The 14113-nt window shown below is 54.6% G+C and carries 16 protein-coding genes, 1 tRNA gene and 1 riboswitch; of the genes, 11 read left to right on the forward strand and 6 right to left on the reverse strand.

Annotation, left to right across the window (positions count from 1 at the left end; genetic code table 11):
• The first annotated feature begins 58 nt into the window (after positions 1-58).
• From dapE to IEX86_RS00325, 3 genes are read left to right on the forward strand one after another with little or no spacing between them, the layout of a single operon-like run.
• Positions 59-1195, forward strand: coding sequence for a succinyl-diaminopimelate desuccinylase (gene dapE, locus IEX86_RS00315; RefSeq protein ID WP_188864089.1), 1137 nt, complete (start codon positions 59-61; stop codon positions 1193-1195).
• Entirely contained in the window at positions 1195-1998 is an 804-nt protein-coding gene (locus tag IEX86_RS00320) for a putative RNA methyltransferase (RefSeq protein ID WP_188864742.1), read from the forward strand. The genes dapE and IEX86_RS00320 overlap by 1 nt, the downstream gene beginning before the upstream one ends.
• Positions 1999-2018: 20 nt before the next feature.
• Positions 2019-2399, forward strand: a complete 381-nt coding sequence (locus IEX86_RS00325; RefSeq protein ID WP_188864090.1) for a hypothetical protein — start codon at positions 2019-2021, stop codon at positions 2397-2399.
• Positions 2400-2450: 51 nt separating this feature from the next.
• Here IEX86_RS00325 and IEX86_RS00330 read toward each other — a convergent pair whose 3' ends face one another.
• Positions 2451-2660 carry a cold-shock protein gene (locus IEX86_RS00330; protein ID WP_188864091.1) on the reverse strand — a complete coding sequence of 70 codons (210 nt, stop codon included), beginning with the start codon at positions 2658-2660 and terminating at the stop codon, positions 2451-2453.
• Between the two features lie 74 nt (positions 2661-2734).
• Between IEX86_RS00330 and IEX86_RS00335 the strand changes: the two genes are divergently transcribed.
• The 4 genes from IEX86_RS00335 to IEX86_RS00350 are packed head-to-tail and all read left to right on the forward strand — an operon-like array spanning position 2735 to position 6764.
• Positions 2735-3043 (forward strand): hypothetical protein, encoded by a 309-nt coding sequence (locus tag IEX86_RS00335; RefSeq protein WP_188864092.1) that lies wholly within the window; start codon positions 2735-2737, stop codon positions 3041-3043.
• A gap of 16 nt (positions 3044-3059) precedes the next feature.
• The gene (gene plsB / locus IEX86_RS00340) at positions 3060-5561 is read left to right on the forward strand and encodes a glycerol-3-phosphate 1-O-acyltransferase PlsB (protein WP_188864093.1); all 2502 of its coding nucleotides are present in this window, start codon (positions 3060-3062) and stop codon (positions 5559-5561) included.
• A gap of 25 nt (positions 5562-5586) precedes the next feature.
• Positions 5587-6072, forward strand: a complete 486-nt coding sequence (locus IEX86_RS00345; protein ID WP_188864094.1) for a YbaY family lipoprotein — start codon at positions 5587-5589, stop codon at positions 6070-6072.
• Positions 6073-6086: 14 nt separating this feature from the next.
• Positions 6087-6764, forward strand: a complete 678-nt coding sequence (locus IEX86_RS00350; RefSeq protein WP_188864095.1) for a DUF4197 domain-containing protein — start codon at positions 6087-6089, stop codon at positions 6762-6764.
• 41 nt (positions 6765-6805) lie between these two features.
• Here IEX86_RS00350 and ung read toward each other — a convergent pair whose 3' ends face one another.
• From ung to IEX86_RS00365, 3 genes are all read right to left on the reverse strand, one after another.
• Positions 6806-7495: a uracil-DNA glycosylase gene (gene ung, locus IEX86_RS00355; protein ID WP_188864096.1), complete on the reverse strand. Its 690-nt coding sequence runs from the start codon at positions 7493-7495 to the stop codon at positions 6806-6808.
• Positions 7496-7769: 274 nt separating this feature from the next.
• A riboswitch (guanidine-I (ykkC/yxkD leader) is annotated at positions 7770-7869 on the forward strand.
• Positions 7870-8449: 580 nt separating this feature from the next.
• Positions 8450-8860 (reverse strand): NUDIX hydrolase, encoded by a 411-nt coding sequence (locus IEX86_RS00360; protein WP_188864097.1) that lies wholly within the window; start codon positions 8858-8860, stop codon positions 8450-8452.
• Positions 8861-9039: 179 nt separating this feature from the next.
• Positions 9040-10179: a glycerophosphodiester phosphodiesterase gene (locus IEX86_RS00365; RefSeq protein WP_188864098.1), complete on the reverse strand. Its 1140-nt coding sequence runs from the start codon at positions 10177-10179 to the stop codon at positions 9040-9042.
• A gap of 246 nt (positions 10180-10425) precedes the next feature.
• Here IEX86_RS00365 and IEX86_RS00370 point away from each other — a divergent pair, with 246 nt between their 5' ends.
• The 3 genes from IEX86_RS00370 (at position 10426) to IEX86_RS00380 (ending at position 12405) form a co-directional block, all read left to right on the forward strand.
• Complete coding sequence (locus IEX86_RS00370) at positions 10426-10638, forward strand: cysteine-rich CWC family protein (RefSeq protein WP_188864743.1); 213 nt, start codon at positions 10426-10428, stop codon at positions 10636-10638.
• Positions 10638-11339, forward strand: a complete 702-nt coding sequence (locus IEX86_RS00375) for a pseudouridine synthase (protein ID WP_188864099.1) — start codon at positions 10638-10640, stop codon at positions 11337-11339. The genes IEX86_RS00370 and IEX86_RS00375 overlap by 1 nt, the downstream gene beginning before the upstream one ends.
• Positions 11340-11418: 79 nt before the next feature.
• A complete protein-coding gene (locus tag IEX86_RS00380; RefSeq protein ID WP_188864100.1) occupies positions 11419-12405 on the forward strand; it encodes an aldo/keto reductase in 987 nt (328 codons plus the stop codon).
• A gap of 10 nt (positions 12406-12415) precedes the next feature.
• Here IEX86_RS00380 and IEX86_RS00385 read toward each other — a convergent pair whose 3' ends face one another.
• Positions 12416-12739: a protealysin inhibitor emfourin gene (locus IEX86_RS00385; RefSeq protein ID WP_188864101.1), complete on the reverse strand. Its 324-nt coding sequence runs from the start codon at positions 12737-12739 to the stop codon at positions 12416-12418.
• A gap of 10 nt (positions 12740-12749) precedes the next feature.
• On the reverse strand, positions 12750-13808 hold the full coding sequence (locus IEX86_RS00390) for a M4 family metallopeptidase (RefSeq protein WP_188864744.1): 1059 nt from the start codon (positions 13806-13808) through the stop codon (positions 12750-12752).
• Between the two features lie 174 nt (positions 13809-13982).
• Here IEX86_RS00390 and IEX86_RS00395 point away from each other — a divergent pair.
• A tRNA-Gly gene (locus IEX86_RS00395) sits at positions 13983-14056 on the forward strand.
• The last annotated feature ends 57 nt before the right edge of the window (positions 14057-14113 follow it).

Here is a 14113-nt window from a genome sequence, read left to right on the forward strand (position 1 = left end):
TGGCGTTTTGCTTTACCATGGACACCTTTTCATGCCTTTGCTGCTTCAGGATTCATCCATGACCATCCTTACTCCGACGCTCGAGCTTGCCTGCGAGCTCATCCGCCGCCCTTCCGTTACTCCGGTCGACGAAGGCTGCCAAGCCTTGATGATGAAACGGCTTGAAGCAGCAGGCTTTGCACTTGAGCCGATGCGTATCGAAAATGTCGATAACTTCTGGGCACGCCGCGGTAGCGAAGGTCCGGTTCTATGCTTTGCCGGGCATACTGATGTTGTACCCACCGGGCCGGTTGAGGCTTGGCAAAATGGCCCCTTCGATGCACAGGTTAAAGACGGCATGCTCCTGGGACGTGGCGCAGCGGATATGAAAGGTAGCCTGGCCAGCATGATTATTGCGGTAGAGCGCTTCGTGGTCGATCACCCTAACCACAAAGGCGCTATTGCTTTCCTGATCACAAGTGACGAGGAAGGTCCTGCGCTGTATGGAACACGTGCTGTAGTCGAGCGCCTGCGCGCGCGCAATGAGCGTCTGGACTGGTGCATTGTAGGTGAGCCTTCTAGCACGACACTTTTGGGTGACGTGGTAAAGAACGGTCGCCGGGGTTCTTTGAACGGCAAACTGACTATTCGCGGCAAGCAAGGCCATGTGGCTTATCCGCACCTTGCCCGTAACCCCATTCACCTGGCAGCCGCCGCATTGGCAGAACTGGCAGCGGAACAGTGGGATGCCGGCAATGATTTCTTCCCGCCAACCACGTTTCAAATTTCCAATCTGAATTCGGGCACTGGCGCAAACAACGTCATCCCCGGCGAGCTGAGCGCCCTGTTTAACTTCCGCTTCTCAACGGAATCGACTGAGGAAGGTCTCAAGGCGCGCGTTGAGGCTATTCTGAACAAGCATGGCCTGGACTGGCATATTGATTGGTCCTTGTCTGGCCTGCCCTTCATTACAGAGCCTGGCGAGCTGCTGGACGCTATTGCATCCAGCATTCAGGCCGTAACCGGCCGTACAACAGAAGCCTCTACCAGTGGCGGTACCTCTGATGGTCGCTTTATTGCCACGCTTGGCACACAGGTGGTTGAGGTTGGTCCCGTCAACGCTACGATTCACCAAGTAAACGAGCGGGTACTGGCTAGTGACCTGGATCTGCTGACCGAGGTGTACTACCAGACGTTGGTAAGGCTACTCGCATGATGTTGATCTGCCCCCTTTGCTCGACCTCGCTGACCGATGCGCAACAGGGTGTTGTTTGCGAGCAGGGCCACCGCTTTGACCGCGCGCGCCAAGGTTATTTGAATCTTTTGCCTGTGCAGCATAAGAAAAGCCGCGATCCTGGCGACAATGCCGAGATGGTAGAAGCGCGCCGCCGCTTTCTCGACGCAGGCCACTATGCTCCCCTGGCACAGCGTCTGGCAGACCTGGCACAGGCAAAAGCGCCGGCTCGCTGGGTTGATATTGGCTGCGGCGAAGGTTTTTATACGGCGCGTCTGGCTGAAGCGTTGCCACACGCGGATGGTTACGCGCTGGACATCTCTCGTGAAGCCGTACGCAGGGCGAGTCGCCGTACAGCAGAGGTAACCTGGTTGGTTGCCAGCATGACACGTATCCCTTTGCCTAAAACGAGCTGCCAGCTCCTGGCTAGCGTGTTTAGCCCGATTGACTGGGCCGAAGCCTCCCGTCTACTGGCTCCAGGCGGCGGCGTGCTGCGTCTGGGCCCGGCTCGTGACCATCTGATTGAGTTACGCCAACGTTTATACGATGACGTGCGTGACTACGACGAAGCCAAGCATTTACAAGGCTTACCCGCCGAGCTGACATTGGCTAGCACTGAAGCTCTTAGCTTTCGCCTTAGCCTGGAAACCCGTGAAGCCCGCGCTGACCTCTTATCCATGACCCCCCATGGATGGCGAGTTAATGCCGAGCGGCGCGAACGTGTACTGGCTGAACCCTTCGAAGTCACTGTTGCCGTACGCTACGATTGGATTACCCGGACCTGACAGCCTTATCGAGATTAATCATGCGCCAGCCAGACATTGAAATTTACCTCAAGGATGCCGATCAGGCGGCTATTAGCGACTGGCTGGGCCAGGCGCTGGGTGCCTGTAGCGAGTGGCGCCAGCAAGGGCAAACTTATAAATGCACAGTTGACTACAAGGGTACTGTGGTTCCAGTAACCTGGCTGCCGAAGGCCGTTGGTAAATGGAACAGCCTTTTGCTGGAAAGCGACGCAACCCCCTGGGAGGACGATCTGGCCTGTGCCAAAGCGGCCGCAGCGGCATTGGATATTCAAGTGCGATGCGCCCCTGGAAGCTGGGAAGAGGAACAAGGCGAGGAGGATGCCGATCGCTGGATAAAGGTGACATCGATCGGTATAGAAGAAATCATCTGGCGAACCTGACGGTGTGCCTATACTGAAAAAGCCCGTCTATGACGGGCTTTTTACCAGGACTCAAAGCTTGGAGACGTCTTCGGCCTGCAGACCCTTCTGACCCTGAGTCACAGAGAACTCCACCTGCTGGCCCTCGACCAGCGAACGGTGTCCCTCACCACGGATGGCGCGGTAGTGGACAAATACATCCGGTCCACTCTCACGTTGAATGAATCCATAACCCTTGGCGTCATTGAACCACTTGACGGTTCCGGTCTCACGTTCAGCCATTACCACTCTCCAAGCTTCGCAATTATTATCTGTGCCCTTGCAGGACAGCTCCCCAGCCGACCCGAGTCATCCAGATGGCCATCCAGGCCAAGCGATTGATACTCGTTTCCGCCGTACCGGCGTATAAAGCAAAAGTTTCCCAGCAATTGCAACAGGTTTTATCACTAAAATTTTTTCTGCTCTTTTTTGGTGCCAGTTACGTACAAATCATGGTCAAAAGCACAAAATTCGTGCTTTATAACAACAGTTTGCATGATTGGAATGTCAAAAAAAGAGCGTCAACCAAGCGTTATCTTGGCTACTATAGTGTTGCTCAGGAGCGTTTCAATCTGATGACCATAGGCTGTGCGCCATCAGGCCGTTACGGCACACTACGCACTTGAATTTCAGGTAGATGTCATGAATCGCTCTCCTTTTCGCCGCATGCTTTTTGCTGCTTTCAAGCGCCTGCTATACACCTGGGTTCGTTCGCAGACCATTAACCAGTCAGCAATGGCCCTCAAGCTTGATCGCAGCAAGCCGGTGATCTATGTCCTGCAAGAGCACTCCCTCAGTGATTTAGCTGTTCTGGATGCTGAATGCATCAAGAATGGCCTGCCACGTCCGGTGACACCGGTAACGATTGGCGATGTGATTGAACCCAATGCTTACATTTATACGACGCCATCGCCTGACTGGCTGGGTCGTCCAACCAAGCGTAACGTTCCGCCTTGCCTTACCCAACTGCTTGAAGCTGTTGGCCAAAGTACAGTCGATGACGCTCAGATCGTGCCTGCCAGTGTTTTCTGGGGGCAATCGCCTGATCGAGAAACAAGCCTTTGGAAGTTGCTTTGGACAGATAACTGGGTCATCGCAGGCCGACTACGCAAACTGGCACGTATCCTATTCCTAGGCCGCATGACGCGAGTGTTGTTTTCTGACCCCATTCATCTAAGTCGCCTCGTTGCCCAGAACAAAGGACAGGCGCGTACGCAGCGCATGGTGCTGCGCATTCTGAGGGTGCACTTTCGCAACCTGAAAACAGCAGTGATCGGCCCTGATATTTCCCACCGGCGAAACCTGGTAAAAAGCCTGATCCAGACTCCCCAGGTACGCGAAGCGATCCAGCACGAAGCGAAGCATGGCAAGACCTCTCAGGCGCAGGCCGAGCAGCAAGCCTTGGAATATGCCCAGGAAATAGCTTCGGATTTCTCCTACCCCGTGGTGCGCTGCCTTGAGGTCATATTGACCTGGTTTTGGAACAAGCTTTACGAAGGTATTCGCGTCAATCATATCGAGCGTGTCCAGAACGTGGCGCAAGGAAACGAGATCGTTTATGTACCTTGCCATCGCAGCCATATGGACTACCTGCTCCTGTCCTACCTGCTGTTTCATAATGGGCTGACCCCTCCGCATATCGCAGCGGGCATCAACTTGAATATGCCGATCGTGGGCAACATTCTGCGCCGCGGTGGCGCGTTCTTCATGCGTCGCAGCTTCAAGGGCAATGCGCTGTATACCGCCGTATTCAATGAATATATGCATACCTTGTTTTCGCGGGGCTTCTCGACCGAATACTTTGTCGAAGGCGGTCGATCGCGAACAGGGCGCATGCTGCAGCCTCGCACCGGCATGTTGGCCATTACCCTACGCAGCTTTTTAAGGGACTCCCGTCGCCCGCTGGTTTTCGTACCGGTGTACATCGGTTACGAGCGGGTCTTTGAAGGCCGCACCTACCTGGGCGAGCTGCGGGGAGCGGCCAAGAAAAAAGAGTCTGTTTTCGATGTATTTAAGGCAGCGGGCGCCTTACGTAAGCGCTTCGGCCAAGTCTGGGTCAATTTTGGCGAGCCTCTGAGCCTGCCTCAGTTTCTGGATCAGCGCCAGGAAGACTGGCGCAATCTGGCCCGGGATCATGAGACTCGACCCGAGTGGTTCAGTACGCTCACTCACTGCCTGAGCGAGGTAGTGGCACGCAGGATCAACGATGCTGCCGCAGTCAACCCTGTGAATCTGGTAGCGCTGGTCATGCTCTCTACACATCGGCAGGCAATGGATGAGGCCGCCTTAGCGGGTGTGCTCGACCTCTACCTGGGCCTGCTGAGAAAGGTGCCTTACTCGCCCTCTGCGACTCTGCCCGAGGGTAACGGACAGGCTCAAGTAGACTATGTGAAAAGTCTGAATCTGCTGGCCGAACAGCAGGATGCGCTGGGTCGTATCCTTTATCTGGATGAGCAAAACTCCATCCTGATGACGTACTACCGCAATAATATCCTGCACATCTTTGCCCTACCCGCATTGCTGGCGGGTTTCTTTCAGAATACGGCCCGCATGAGCCGAGAGCACATTCACCGGTTTACCCTGGCGCTATATCCCTATTTGCAAGCCGAATTATTCATTCGTTGGGACCGTGACGAGTTGCCTGCCATGATTGATCAATGGTTGGCAGCGCTGGTTGAGTATGAACTGCTTCAACAAGAAGACGAGATGTTCAAGCGTCCAGCCCCCAGTTCACGGCAGTTCGTGCGCCTGACACTCCTGGCGCGCAGCATTCAGCAGACGCTTCAGCGTTACTACATGACTATCGCCCTTCTGCTTAACCAGGGCCAAAGTCGACTGACCGCCAGTGAGCTGGAAGAGCTGTGTACAGTTATGGCGCGGCGCCTTTCCATTCTGCATGGGTTAAATGCGCCGGAATTCTTCGACAAAAGCTTGTTCCGACATTTCATTCAGACGTTACTAGAAGAAGGCGTGCTGCATAAGAACAGCGAAGGCAAACTTGGCCATCATGAACTGCTCGGCGAGTTAGCCGAAGAGGCTGGTAAGCGAATGCTACCAGCCGAAATTAGATTATCGATTCGACATGTGGCGTTGGAACGACCAGACGAGCCCAGTATTCAGCCCTCGGCTCCGACACCAGATTAGCCCTTTCATAAAGAGACCTTACGTCATGCGCAAGATTGTTCTATTAAGTCTGACCAGCCTATTGCTTACGGCCTGTAGCGGTGGGCTACGTCCCGTTTCAGAGCCTGGCCCAGCGCCTACGACGCCAAACACGAGCAAGCCTCCAGTCATCGTGCCCCAGCCTGGCACTCCATCACCAGCCAAACGCAGTCTGGAAGGTGGCGCCTATTTCGAACAGTCCGAGCCGTTGCCACCTACTGCGAAATTAACGGTAAGCCTGCACAATGCTGCCACAGGTGATACACCTTCAGGACGCATCGCGCAGCGCACTGTATTCGTGAAACAGGAAACACCTATCCCTTTCCGTTTGGACTACGATCCTTCCAAGGTTAAAACGGGTCAACGCTATGCAATCAGCGCCCGCGTGTTGCTAGGTGGTCGCCCCTTATTCCTGACGCCAAAAGCCATACCGGTACAGCTCAACGGCTCTAACGACCAGCCGGTTGAAATCAAGCTGACGCCCGTCCGTTGATACAAAGGATATCCATGAAACGTTTCGCTCTTACACTCGCAGCCCTAGCACTTTCTGCCAATGCATTTGCACTGAGCTTGTCCGACTTTTCTCAGCAGGACTCAACCAGCGCTATGAAAGACGCGCTAACTCAGGGCGCTCAAATTGCCGTTCAGCAATTAGGCAAACCGGGTGGCTTTACCCAAAACCCGGAGGTTCGTATTGAGCTGCCTGGAAAACTAGGCAAGGCGTCTGCGCTACTCAAGCAATTTGGCATGGGGGCACAGGTAGAGCAGTTGGAAACCAGCATGAATCAGGCTGCCGAAGCTGCAGTACCAAAGGCACAAGCGCTGCTGATCGATGCGGTAAAGCGCATGACGGTTCAGGATGCCAAGGGAATTTTGGCCGGTGGAGATAACGCCGCCACGCAGTATCTTGACCATTCCAGCCGAGACCAGCTTCGTGCTCAGTTGATGCCCATCATCAAGCAGGCAACGGACAAGGTAGGCTTGGCTCAACAGTACAACGCCCTAGCTAGCAAGGCTTCTGCTTTTGGTGCGATGGATGCCAAGAGTGCAAACGTTGAAAGTTACGTTACGGACCAGGCGCTGAATGGGTTGTTCACCGTGATCGCTGACCAAGAACGCGCACTTCGGGAAAACCCAGCCGCTGCAGCCACTAGTATCGCCAAAAAGGTGTTCAGCACACTTTAAAAGGTAACCGGGCCGGGTGATTTGATACACGGCCCGATGCTTTATACCGAGGGCAACGCCCAATCGATAGGCGTCAGTCCCGACTGCTCCAGAAACTTGTTCGTACGACTGAAGTGACCGTTACCGATGAAGCCTCTATGGGCAGAAAGTGGTGACGGGTGCGGTGAGCGCAGGATCAAGTGCTTCTGCGTGTCGATCAACTTTTCCTTGCTCTGAGCATGAGCGCCCCATAGCAAAAAGACCAGATGGTTACGTTGCTCGCTGACAACTTGAATCACGCGATCGGTAAAACGCTGCCATCCAGCATTGGCATGAGAGCCCGCTTTGGCCTGCTCGACGGTAAGCGAAGTGTTGAGTAGCAATACGCCCTGCTCTGCCCAATGCTGTAGATAGCCGTGATTGGGGATAGGCAGATTCAGATCGCGCTTAAGCTCCTTATAGATATTTTGTAGGGATGGCGGCGCAGGCACCCCAGGCTGTACCGAAAAGCACAAGCCATGAGCTTGCCCAGGGCCGTGATAGGGATCCTGTCCCAAGATAACTACTTTTACCTGATCTAGCGGAGTACTATTCAAGGCATTGAAAATCAAGGGTCCTGGCGGATAGATCACCTTGCCGGCAGCCTTTTCGCTACGCAAGAATTCGCCTAACTGCTTCATATACGGAGCATCGAACTCATCACGCAGTGCGGCTTTCCACTGTGGCTCCAGTTTAATGCGATCGTCGTCCACGTTATGTCCTCATATCAGTCGAGCGCACCGTAGGAAAGGTGCCTGGCCCTGTCAACCATTCATGCCGTTTTATGTCAGCACGTCTTTGCCCCAGAAGCGTGCAAAGCGAAGGGCAACGCCTCAACGTTGCGCATAAATTTCCGTCCCGGATGCACCGATTTGCAACATACCCCTTGTGATATCGAGACTTATAAAGGTTGGCACGGCGATAGCAATAGGAACATCGTGCAGGAGCAGCCGGTATGCCGGAACCGCAGCACCACAATTTAGCGAACAAATAGATGACTAGGGTTCCGGCTCACGCAGGTGAGTGACTGGTCCGAGAGTCATCGACCTCCGATGAGGTTACACGGCGGGACAAAAGCCCGGGAGAAGACGCGCATTGCGCTGTTCTGCTCCTGCCTGCTGCGAGCCCTATGGCTGGAAGGTCTAGATTTGGCGGTTGGTGTGCCTATATTGGCCAGCAAGCGATAGAGATTGGTCAATTTCTATCGCTTGGTTTAATGGAGCTTACCAGCGTCTTGGTGGCGGGCCCCAATAGTGTCTTGGCCCGTGGCGCCAATAGCCAGGGCCGGGACCCCAGCCAGGGCGAAATCGGGGCGGAGGCGGGGGTGGACCATAATAGAAATTCGAACGCCAGCGAGTAACGGGTCGTTCGTAAATAATTACAGAAGGCGGAGGTCCACTAGGGACAACAGGCTCCACATAAGCGGGAGTATAAGAGCGGTAGTAAGTAGTGGTCGTTTGACGATACGGATTGTCGCTGTAAACCACACAGCCGCTTAATGGTAGAGCAAACGCTAACGCCAGAAATAGACGCTGCAAAACAGTATCCTCCACGCCCTAGAAATACAGTGCGTAGTGGCATATTACCGCCCTGTTAAATCTTGTCTTTTGTAATTACCACGTATTCAGCTCGCATTAAGCAATGTAACCACATATTTCCAGTTACGGTTACTGCTCTAGATAATCACGTAGCCGCGTTTGAAGATATGGCACGGCATCAGGCAATGTCAGGAACTCCGCTATTGGCATCATTCGCCAGTACTGTCCTTCATCACCAAAGCAGATTGCTTCAACCTCTTCTGTACTTAACGTACCGACAAAGAAATAGGCATCAAGCGTTTTGCGGGTATAACTTGTGTATCGCCTACCCCAAATAATCCGGCTTTCATCCAGCCGCAAGGAAAATTCCTCCTCCAACTCGCGCAGTGCACACTCGATTGGACTTTCCTCGCCCTCACGGCCACCCCCAGCAAAGTCCCAACATCCAGGAAAGGGTATCGAATCCTTCTCGTCTCGTTTGTAGGCCAGAAGTTGATCACCGCATAACAGGGCCAATTTGGCACCGGTAAAATCATCCATTACCCAGCTCCTTATCGCCAGGACATTCCTCTTTAGACCAGCCCTGCTGGCCCATAAATGCAACCGGTTGAGGGTGAGCGCTCAACCGATTGCATTGGCAAGGACTCATGGCGGGTATCGCTATGCTCAGTCCAGCCTATTGTAAGAAGCATGAAACAACGCGATATCCAGGACCTTCATCAATAGCCGTGACGTTTCAGTATCGCGTCAATGCTGTCTTTTGCCGGACGGTCATAAAACTTCAATAGCTCTGCTGTGCGGTTGGTAAAGAAGCCGTCCACCCCCGCATCGCTGATCTTCTTGAAATCCACCGCCTCGTCTACAGTGTACGGATGCACAATCAACCCTTTTTCATGGGCCATTTGATTCATCCAGGGCTTTACCAGATCAGCATAGCTCTGATCACCGCCATGAGTCAGAGCCGAAGAAGGCCCTACGCCCAGGGCACCATGAGCTTTTGCCCAATCCAACCAGCTTTCGTATTCTGCCTTGGACTTGATCTCCTGCTTAGCATAATAAGCGGCCTTGTCCTTTTCACCGGATTCAGCAAAGGGCACAGTCGACTTGGGTTCGATGCTGCCATTGCCCAACCATAAAAGGAGCACTTTTGGAACCTGAGGCATCTCCTGCTGCAAGAGCTCCATACTGCTCTTTTCAAACGTCTGCAGCACTACACGACCGGGCATCGACGCCACGTGCACATGCTGAGAGTCATTAGTCTTCGCTGCAGGCTCGCCTAGCCAGCCACGTGCCCGAAGCTTTTCCTTCAAATCTTTTTCGATGCCAGGAAACAGTTTGGGCTGCTTGGTTTCGATATACAGACCCGGCTTGTTCTGACCGCCTTCGGCAATATCGATCACTTCATCCAACGTCAGGATTTTCTGGCCAGCAAAGCTGGGACGCGCACGCTCTGGGTGCGCCGTATTGAACCAGGTCCCGGCATCCAGGCTTTTAAGCTCCTCCCATGTAAAGCTACTAACCGGCTGATCGGCCCGATCTGGAAAGCGTTGTGCAACGTTGGTTGTGCGCTTAAGGTTATCGTCGTGCAAGGCAATCAATACGCCGTCGCGGGTACGCTGCAAATCCAGCTCAAGATAATCGGCACCCAGGTCGCGAGCCAGCAGGTACGCTGGTGCGGTGGATTCCGGTGCATCGTAAGACGCGCCTCGGTGTGCAATGACGGCCGGATATAGGATGCCTGCCTTCTCGCTCAGCACTTTACCTACCGGCTCGCTCGCCGCGCTGGCCGATTGACCCATCAGCCCTACGGCTGACATCAGCGCTCCGGCTAGTAGTCCCTTGCATAGACCTCTTTCCATCGTTTTCTCCTGTTGTGGCTTTTTTAGACTTTGAATACACAACGCCCATGCTGCGGCATGAACACGACGTTAGCGTGACGACTAGGCAAGCCCTGTCAGGGCTATGCCGTTACGCTCGATTGTGGGCAAGCGTAGCCTATACAGCCAAGAGCCGTAGCCGTTCTGCCAGGACCACGTTACGATTAGGTCTTGCGTCACACTTCCATCGACTTCTGCGTGCAGCGCCCTACACGCGAGGCAACAGATATGAATACGGCTTACCCACCTCACCTCTGCCCACACTGCGGCCAGCCCAACGGCTGTGCTCAAGTGGGATGCAGCCAGCCTCCCGCAGATTGCTGGTGTTTCCATACCCCTATAGCCCCCGGGGCACTGAGCGCTTTGCCGGATGATGCACGCAACATCGCCTGCCTGTGTGCCCGCTGCGCCAGTACAAAAGATACGGAAAGCAATGCCTGATGCGACTAGATCGATTTCTTAGTAACCGCCCGGCCCTGAATCGCCTGGATGCTCGTTTGCATCTGGCGCAAGGGCATGTTCGCGTCAATGGCTCACCTGTACTCGACGGCCGCTACGAAGTACGCCTTTTTGACCGCGTGGAACTGCTTGATGAGCTGCTTCAGGCAGGTAAACCCGCCCGCTATTTCATGCTCCACAAGCCTGTCGGCTACGTGAGCGCAACGCAGCATCCAGACCATCCCACCGTAATCGATCTACTGGATGAGCAGGACAAGGCCGATCTTCACCTGAGCGGCCGATTGGACCTGAATACATCAGGCCTTATGCTCATCACCAATGACGGCCTCTGGTCTCGCCGCTTAACCTTGCCGAGCAACAAATTGCCCAAGGTGTATTACGTCGAGACGGCAGACCCTATTCAGCCGGAGTACATCACTACCTTTGCTGCAGGGTTGTATTTCGAATTTGAAGATCTCACCACGATGCCGGCCCAACTGGATATCCTTGGAGAACGCCACGCTCGGCTTACCCTCGTCGAGGGCCGCTACCATCAGGTCAAGCGAATGTTCGGACACTTCCGGAATCAAGTAATGCACCTGCACCGAGAAAGTATCGGCCCGATTATGCTCGACCCGGCATTGGCACCCGGTGAGTACCGTGCGCTTACGGAAGCGGAAATCGCCTGCGGTCTACCGAACTAGACAATTTGCTTCGCCCCTATTAAACATTCGCTGCGTACTCCGGTCAGCATAAGGATCACTCACCAGCCAGGAGAACCGTATGCGCATTCACGTTCCCCGCCTCGGTTTTGGCGGCGCTCCATTAGGTAACATGTTCCATGAGCTGACCGAAGAACAGGCCTCCGCCACGCTTGAGGCCGCCTGGGATGCCGGTGTTCGCCTATACGACACATCGCCTCACTACGGTGCAGGTCTTTCAGAGATCCGTTTTGCCGAGGTGCTGAGCCAGAAGCCTCGCGACGAGTACATACTGTGCACTAAGGTCGGCCGTCTGCTACAAAAGGCCGATATCCCTGAAAATGCCCCCCCTTTTATTAACGAACTGCCCTACCGACGTGTACTGGATTACAGCGCAGAAGGTGCCCGTCGCTCCATTGAAGATAGCCTTGAACGTCTCAAGACCGATCGAATCGATATCGTCTGGATCCACGACGTTTCCGAAGATCAGTTCGGTCCGAAGTGGCGTGAGTATTTTGACCAAGCCATGAAGGGCGCGGCGGTTGCACTCACTCAGATGCGCGAAGAAGGGATCATCAAAGGCTGGGGATTGGGAGTGAATATGGTAGAGCCTTGTCGTCTTGCCCTCGAACAAGCCGACCCGGACGCCTTCTTGCTGGCGGGTCGGTATTCCCTGCTGGATCACCGAGAAGCGCTGGATACGCTTTTCCCGCAATGCCTGGAGCGTGGCGTGGGCATCGTCGTAGGCGGCCCCTACAACTCCGGTATCTTGGCTGGCGGCAAGCACTATAACTACGCAGAAGCCGACTCCTCTATCAAAGAGAAAGCCAAGCACCTTGAATGGGTCTGCGAGCAATTCAAGGTTGACGTACGCGCTGCAGCCCTGCAATTCTGCGTTGCTCACCCTGCCGTAGCCGCCACTATTCCAGGCACTAGCAAGCCCGAGCGGGTCAAGGAAAACGCCTCATTAATGGAAGCGCCGATTCCGCAGGAACTCTGGACAACACTACGGGAACAAGGCGTCCTGCCACCCGATGCACCAGTGCCGGGCGAAATAGCTGGGCACTGAAATAAACGGATCAGGGGACCTTTGCGTCCCCTTTATCCCATAGCCTTACCAGCTCGTTGGGCGCACGATCTTCTGGAACGGTAATCGTGATCTCATCAGGCTTATCCTTGAAGCGCAATTCGATCTTGTAATACCGCTGATCACCACGGCCAACGCTCTCCGCTGAAGCAGGCAAGGAACGCTCAAGTACGGAGCATATACGTCCTCGCTCATCTTCATTACAGCTGGAAAAATCGATTTCTCGTGGACGTGCCAGCGCATGAATAGCGGCAAAGCCGCCCTGTCGGGAAAGCCTTACTAACGCATCCGGTCCCAACTTTGGTAACTGTTTCATCCAGACCTCCTCAGGTCAACTCCACTCCTACGTCCTGCCAAGCCTTGCTGATCACCTGTGTCTCACGAGCCTCGGCACCGAAGCGGCGGCCGGCATTGGATACGGTTAATCGGGCAAAGGCGGGAAAGTCCGCATCATTGGTCAGACGGCTGTCACACAGTGTGTCATACCAGACGCGCCCTGCCGTCTCCCAGGCATATCCACCAATACCCGTTGCCGCCAAATAGAACGCCCGGTTCGGAATACCTGAATTGAGGTGTACGCCGCCGTTGTCGTCCCGCGTTTCAATAAAGTCACGCATGTGGCCAGGCTGCGGGTCCTTGCCCAGCATCGGATCATCATACGCTGTGCCCGGCTCAGACATCGAACGCAGACCACGACCGTTGATCTTCTCGGTCAGCAACCCTTCCCCAATCAGCCAATTGGCTTCCTCGGCGCGTTGCTTCAGGCTGTACTGCTTCACCAGAACCCCAAATACATCCGAAACAGACTCATTGAGCGCACCCGACTGGTTGTAGTACACCAGTCCCGCTTCGCTCTCCGTCACGCCATGGGTCAGTTCGTGGGCAACCACATCTAGCGATATAGTAAAGCGATTAAAGATCTCGCCGTCTCCATCGCCAAACACCATCTGCTCACCATTCCAAAAGGCGTTTTGATAATCCTGCCCGTAATGCACTGTGCCTGAAAGTGGCAGGCCACGGTTATCAATGGAATTGCGGCCCAGCACCTGATAGAAAAAATCAAAGGTGGCACCAAGGTGGTCGTAGGCCTCGTCCACGGCAATGTCGCTCACGGCGGGCTGGCCTTCCTTACGAACCAGTACTCCCGGCAATTGGTTGCCATTTTTTGCATCGTAGATGCTGCGCTGTGCACGCTCGTCATCGGTACGCTCCAGCTCACTCACTGGTGCCTGACGTACCCCAGGGCGGCCTGGGTTATGCAGCAGTGTGCGCACGTGGCTCAGCGTGCCCAATGCACTGGAGCGCTGACGTTCGTCACCATGATCAACGATACGACTGAGAACGTACGGGGGGATAAAACCTTGAATAGAACCCAAGCGAGGCATACGAACGCCCTCCCTAAGCAGCCAGCGTTGGAGCAGCATAACACTACCCCTCTCACGCCACTTTACGTGGCACAGGGTTAGACCGCAAAACCCGCCCTAGACTCCCTTGGATAAAAACCTTCTCAAGAGGCTTCACCTTAGGCCCGGCTTCTGGTACAAAGGTCGCCTCCCAGAGCGGGCGTCGTATAATGGCATTACCTGAGCTTCCCAAGCTCATGACGAGGGTTCGATTCCCTTCGCCCGCTCCATCTCTGCTCTAACCCTTGCCATTCAGGCATTCCAGCCCAACCTCTTATCCTAAGCCA

Source organism: Pseudomonas asuensis (assembly GCF_014646755.1).
Lineage (GTDB): Bacteria > Pseudomonadota > Gammaproteobacteria > Pseudomonadales > Pseudomonadaceae > Chryseomonas > Chryseomonas asuensis.

Bases quoted from the DNA above. Each gene is read 5' to 3' on its own strand.
- dapE (WP_188864089.1), top strand. From the start codon at position 59: ATGACCATCCTTACTCCGACGCTCGAGCTTGCCTGCGAGCTCATCCGC.
- IEX86_RS00320 (WP_188864742.1), top strand. From the start codon at position 1,195: ATGTTGATCTGCCCCCTTTGCTCGACCTCGCTGACCGATGCGCAACAG.
- IEX86_RS00325 (WP_188864090.1), top strand. From the start codon at position 2,019: ATGCGCCAGCCAGACATTGAAATTTACCTCAAGGATGCCGATCAGGCG.
- IEX86_RS00330 (WP_188864091.1), bottom strand. From the start codon at position 2,660: ATGGCTGAACGTGAGACCGGAACCGTCAAGTGGTTCAATGACGCCAAG.
- IEX86_RS00335 (WP_188864092.1), top strand. From the start codon at position 2,735: ATGGCCATCCAGGCCAAGCGATTGATACTCGTTTCCGCCGTACCGGCG.
- plsB (WP_188864093.1), top strand. From the start codon at position 3,060: ATGAATCGCTCTCCTTTTCGCCGCATGCTTTTTGCTGCTTTCAAGCGC.
- IEX86_RS00345 (WP_188864094.1), top strand. From the start codon at position 5,587: ATGCGCAAGATTGTTCTATTAAGTCTGACCAGCCTATTGCTTACGGCC.
- IEX86_RS00350 (WP_188864095.1), top strand. From the start codon at position 6,087: ATGAAACGTTTCGCTCTTACACTCGCAGCCCTAGCACTTTCTGCCAAT.
- IEX86_RS00360 (WP_188864097.1), bottom strand. From the start codon at position 8,860: ATGGATGATTTTACCGGTGCCAAATTGGCCCTGTTATGCGGTGATCAA.
- IEX86_RS00365 (WP_188864098.1), bottom strand. From the start codon at position 10,179: ATGGAAAGAGGTCTATGCAAGGGACTACTAGCCGGAGCGCTGATGTCA.
- IEX86_RS00370 (WP_188864743.1), top strand. From the start codon at position 10,426: ATGAATACGGCTTACCCACCTCACCTCTGCCCACACTGCGGCCAGCCC.
- IEX86_RS00375 (WP_188864099.1), top strand. From the start codon at position 10,638: ATGCGACTAGATCGATTTCTTAGTAACCGCCCGGCCCTGAATCGCCTG.
- IEX86_RS00380 (WP_188864100.1), top strand. From the start codon at position 11,419: ATGCGCATTCACGTTCCCCGCCTCGGTTTTGGCGGCGCTCCATTAGGT.
- IEX86_RS00385 (WP_188864101.1), bottom strand. From the start codon at position 12,739: ATGAAACAGTTACCAAAGTTGGGACCGGATGCGTTAGTAAGGCTTTCC.
- IEX86_RS00390 (WP_188864744.1), bottom strand. From the start codon at position 13,808: ATGCCTCGCTTGGGTTCTATTCAAGGTTTTATCCCCCCGTACGTTCTC.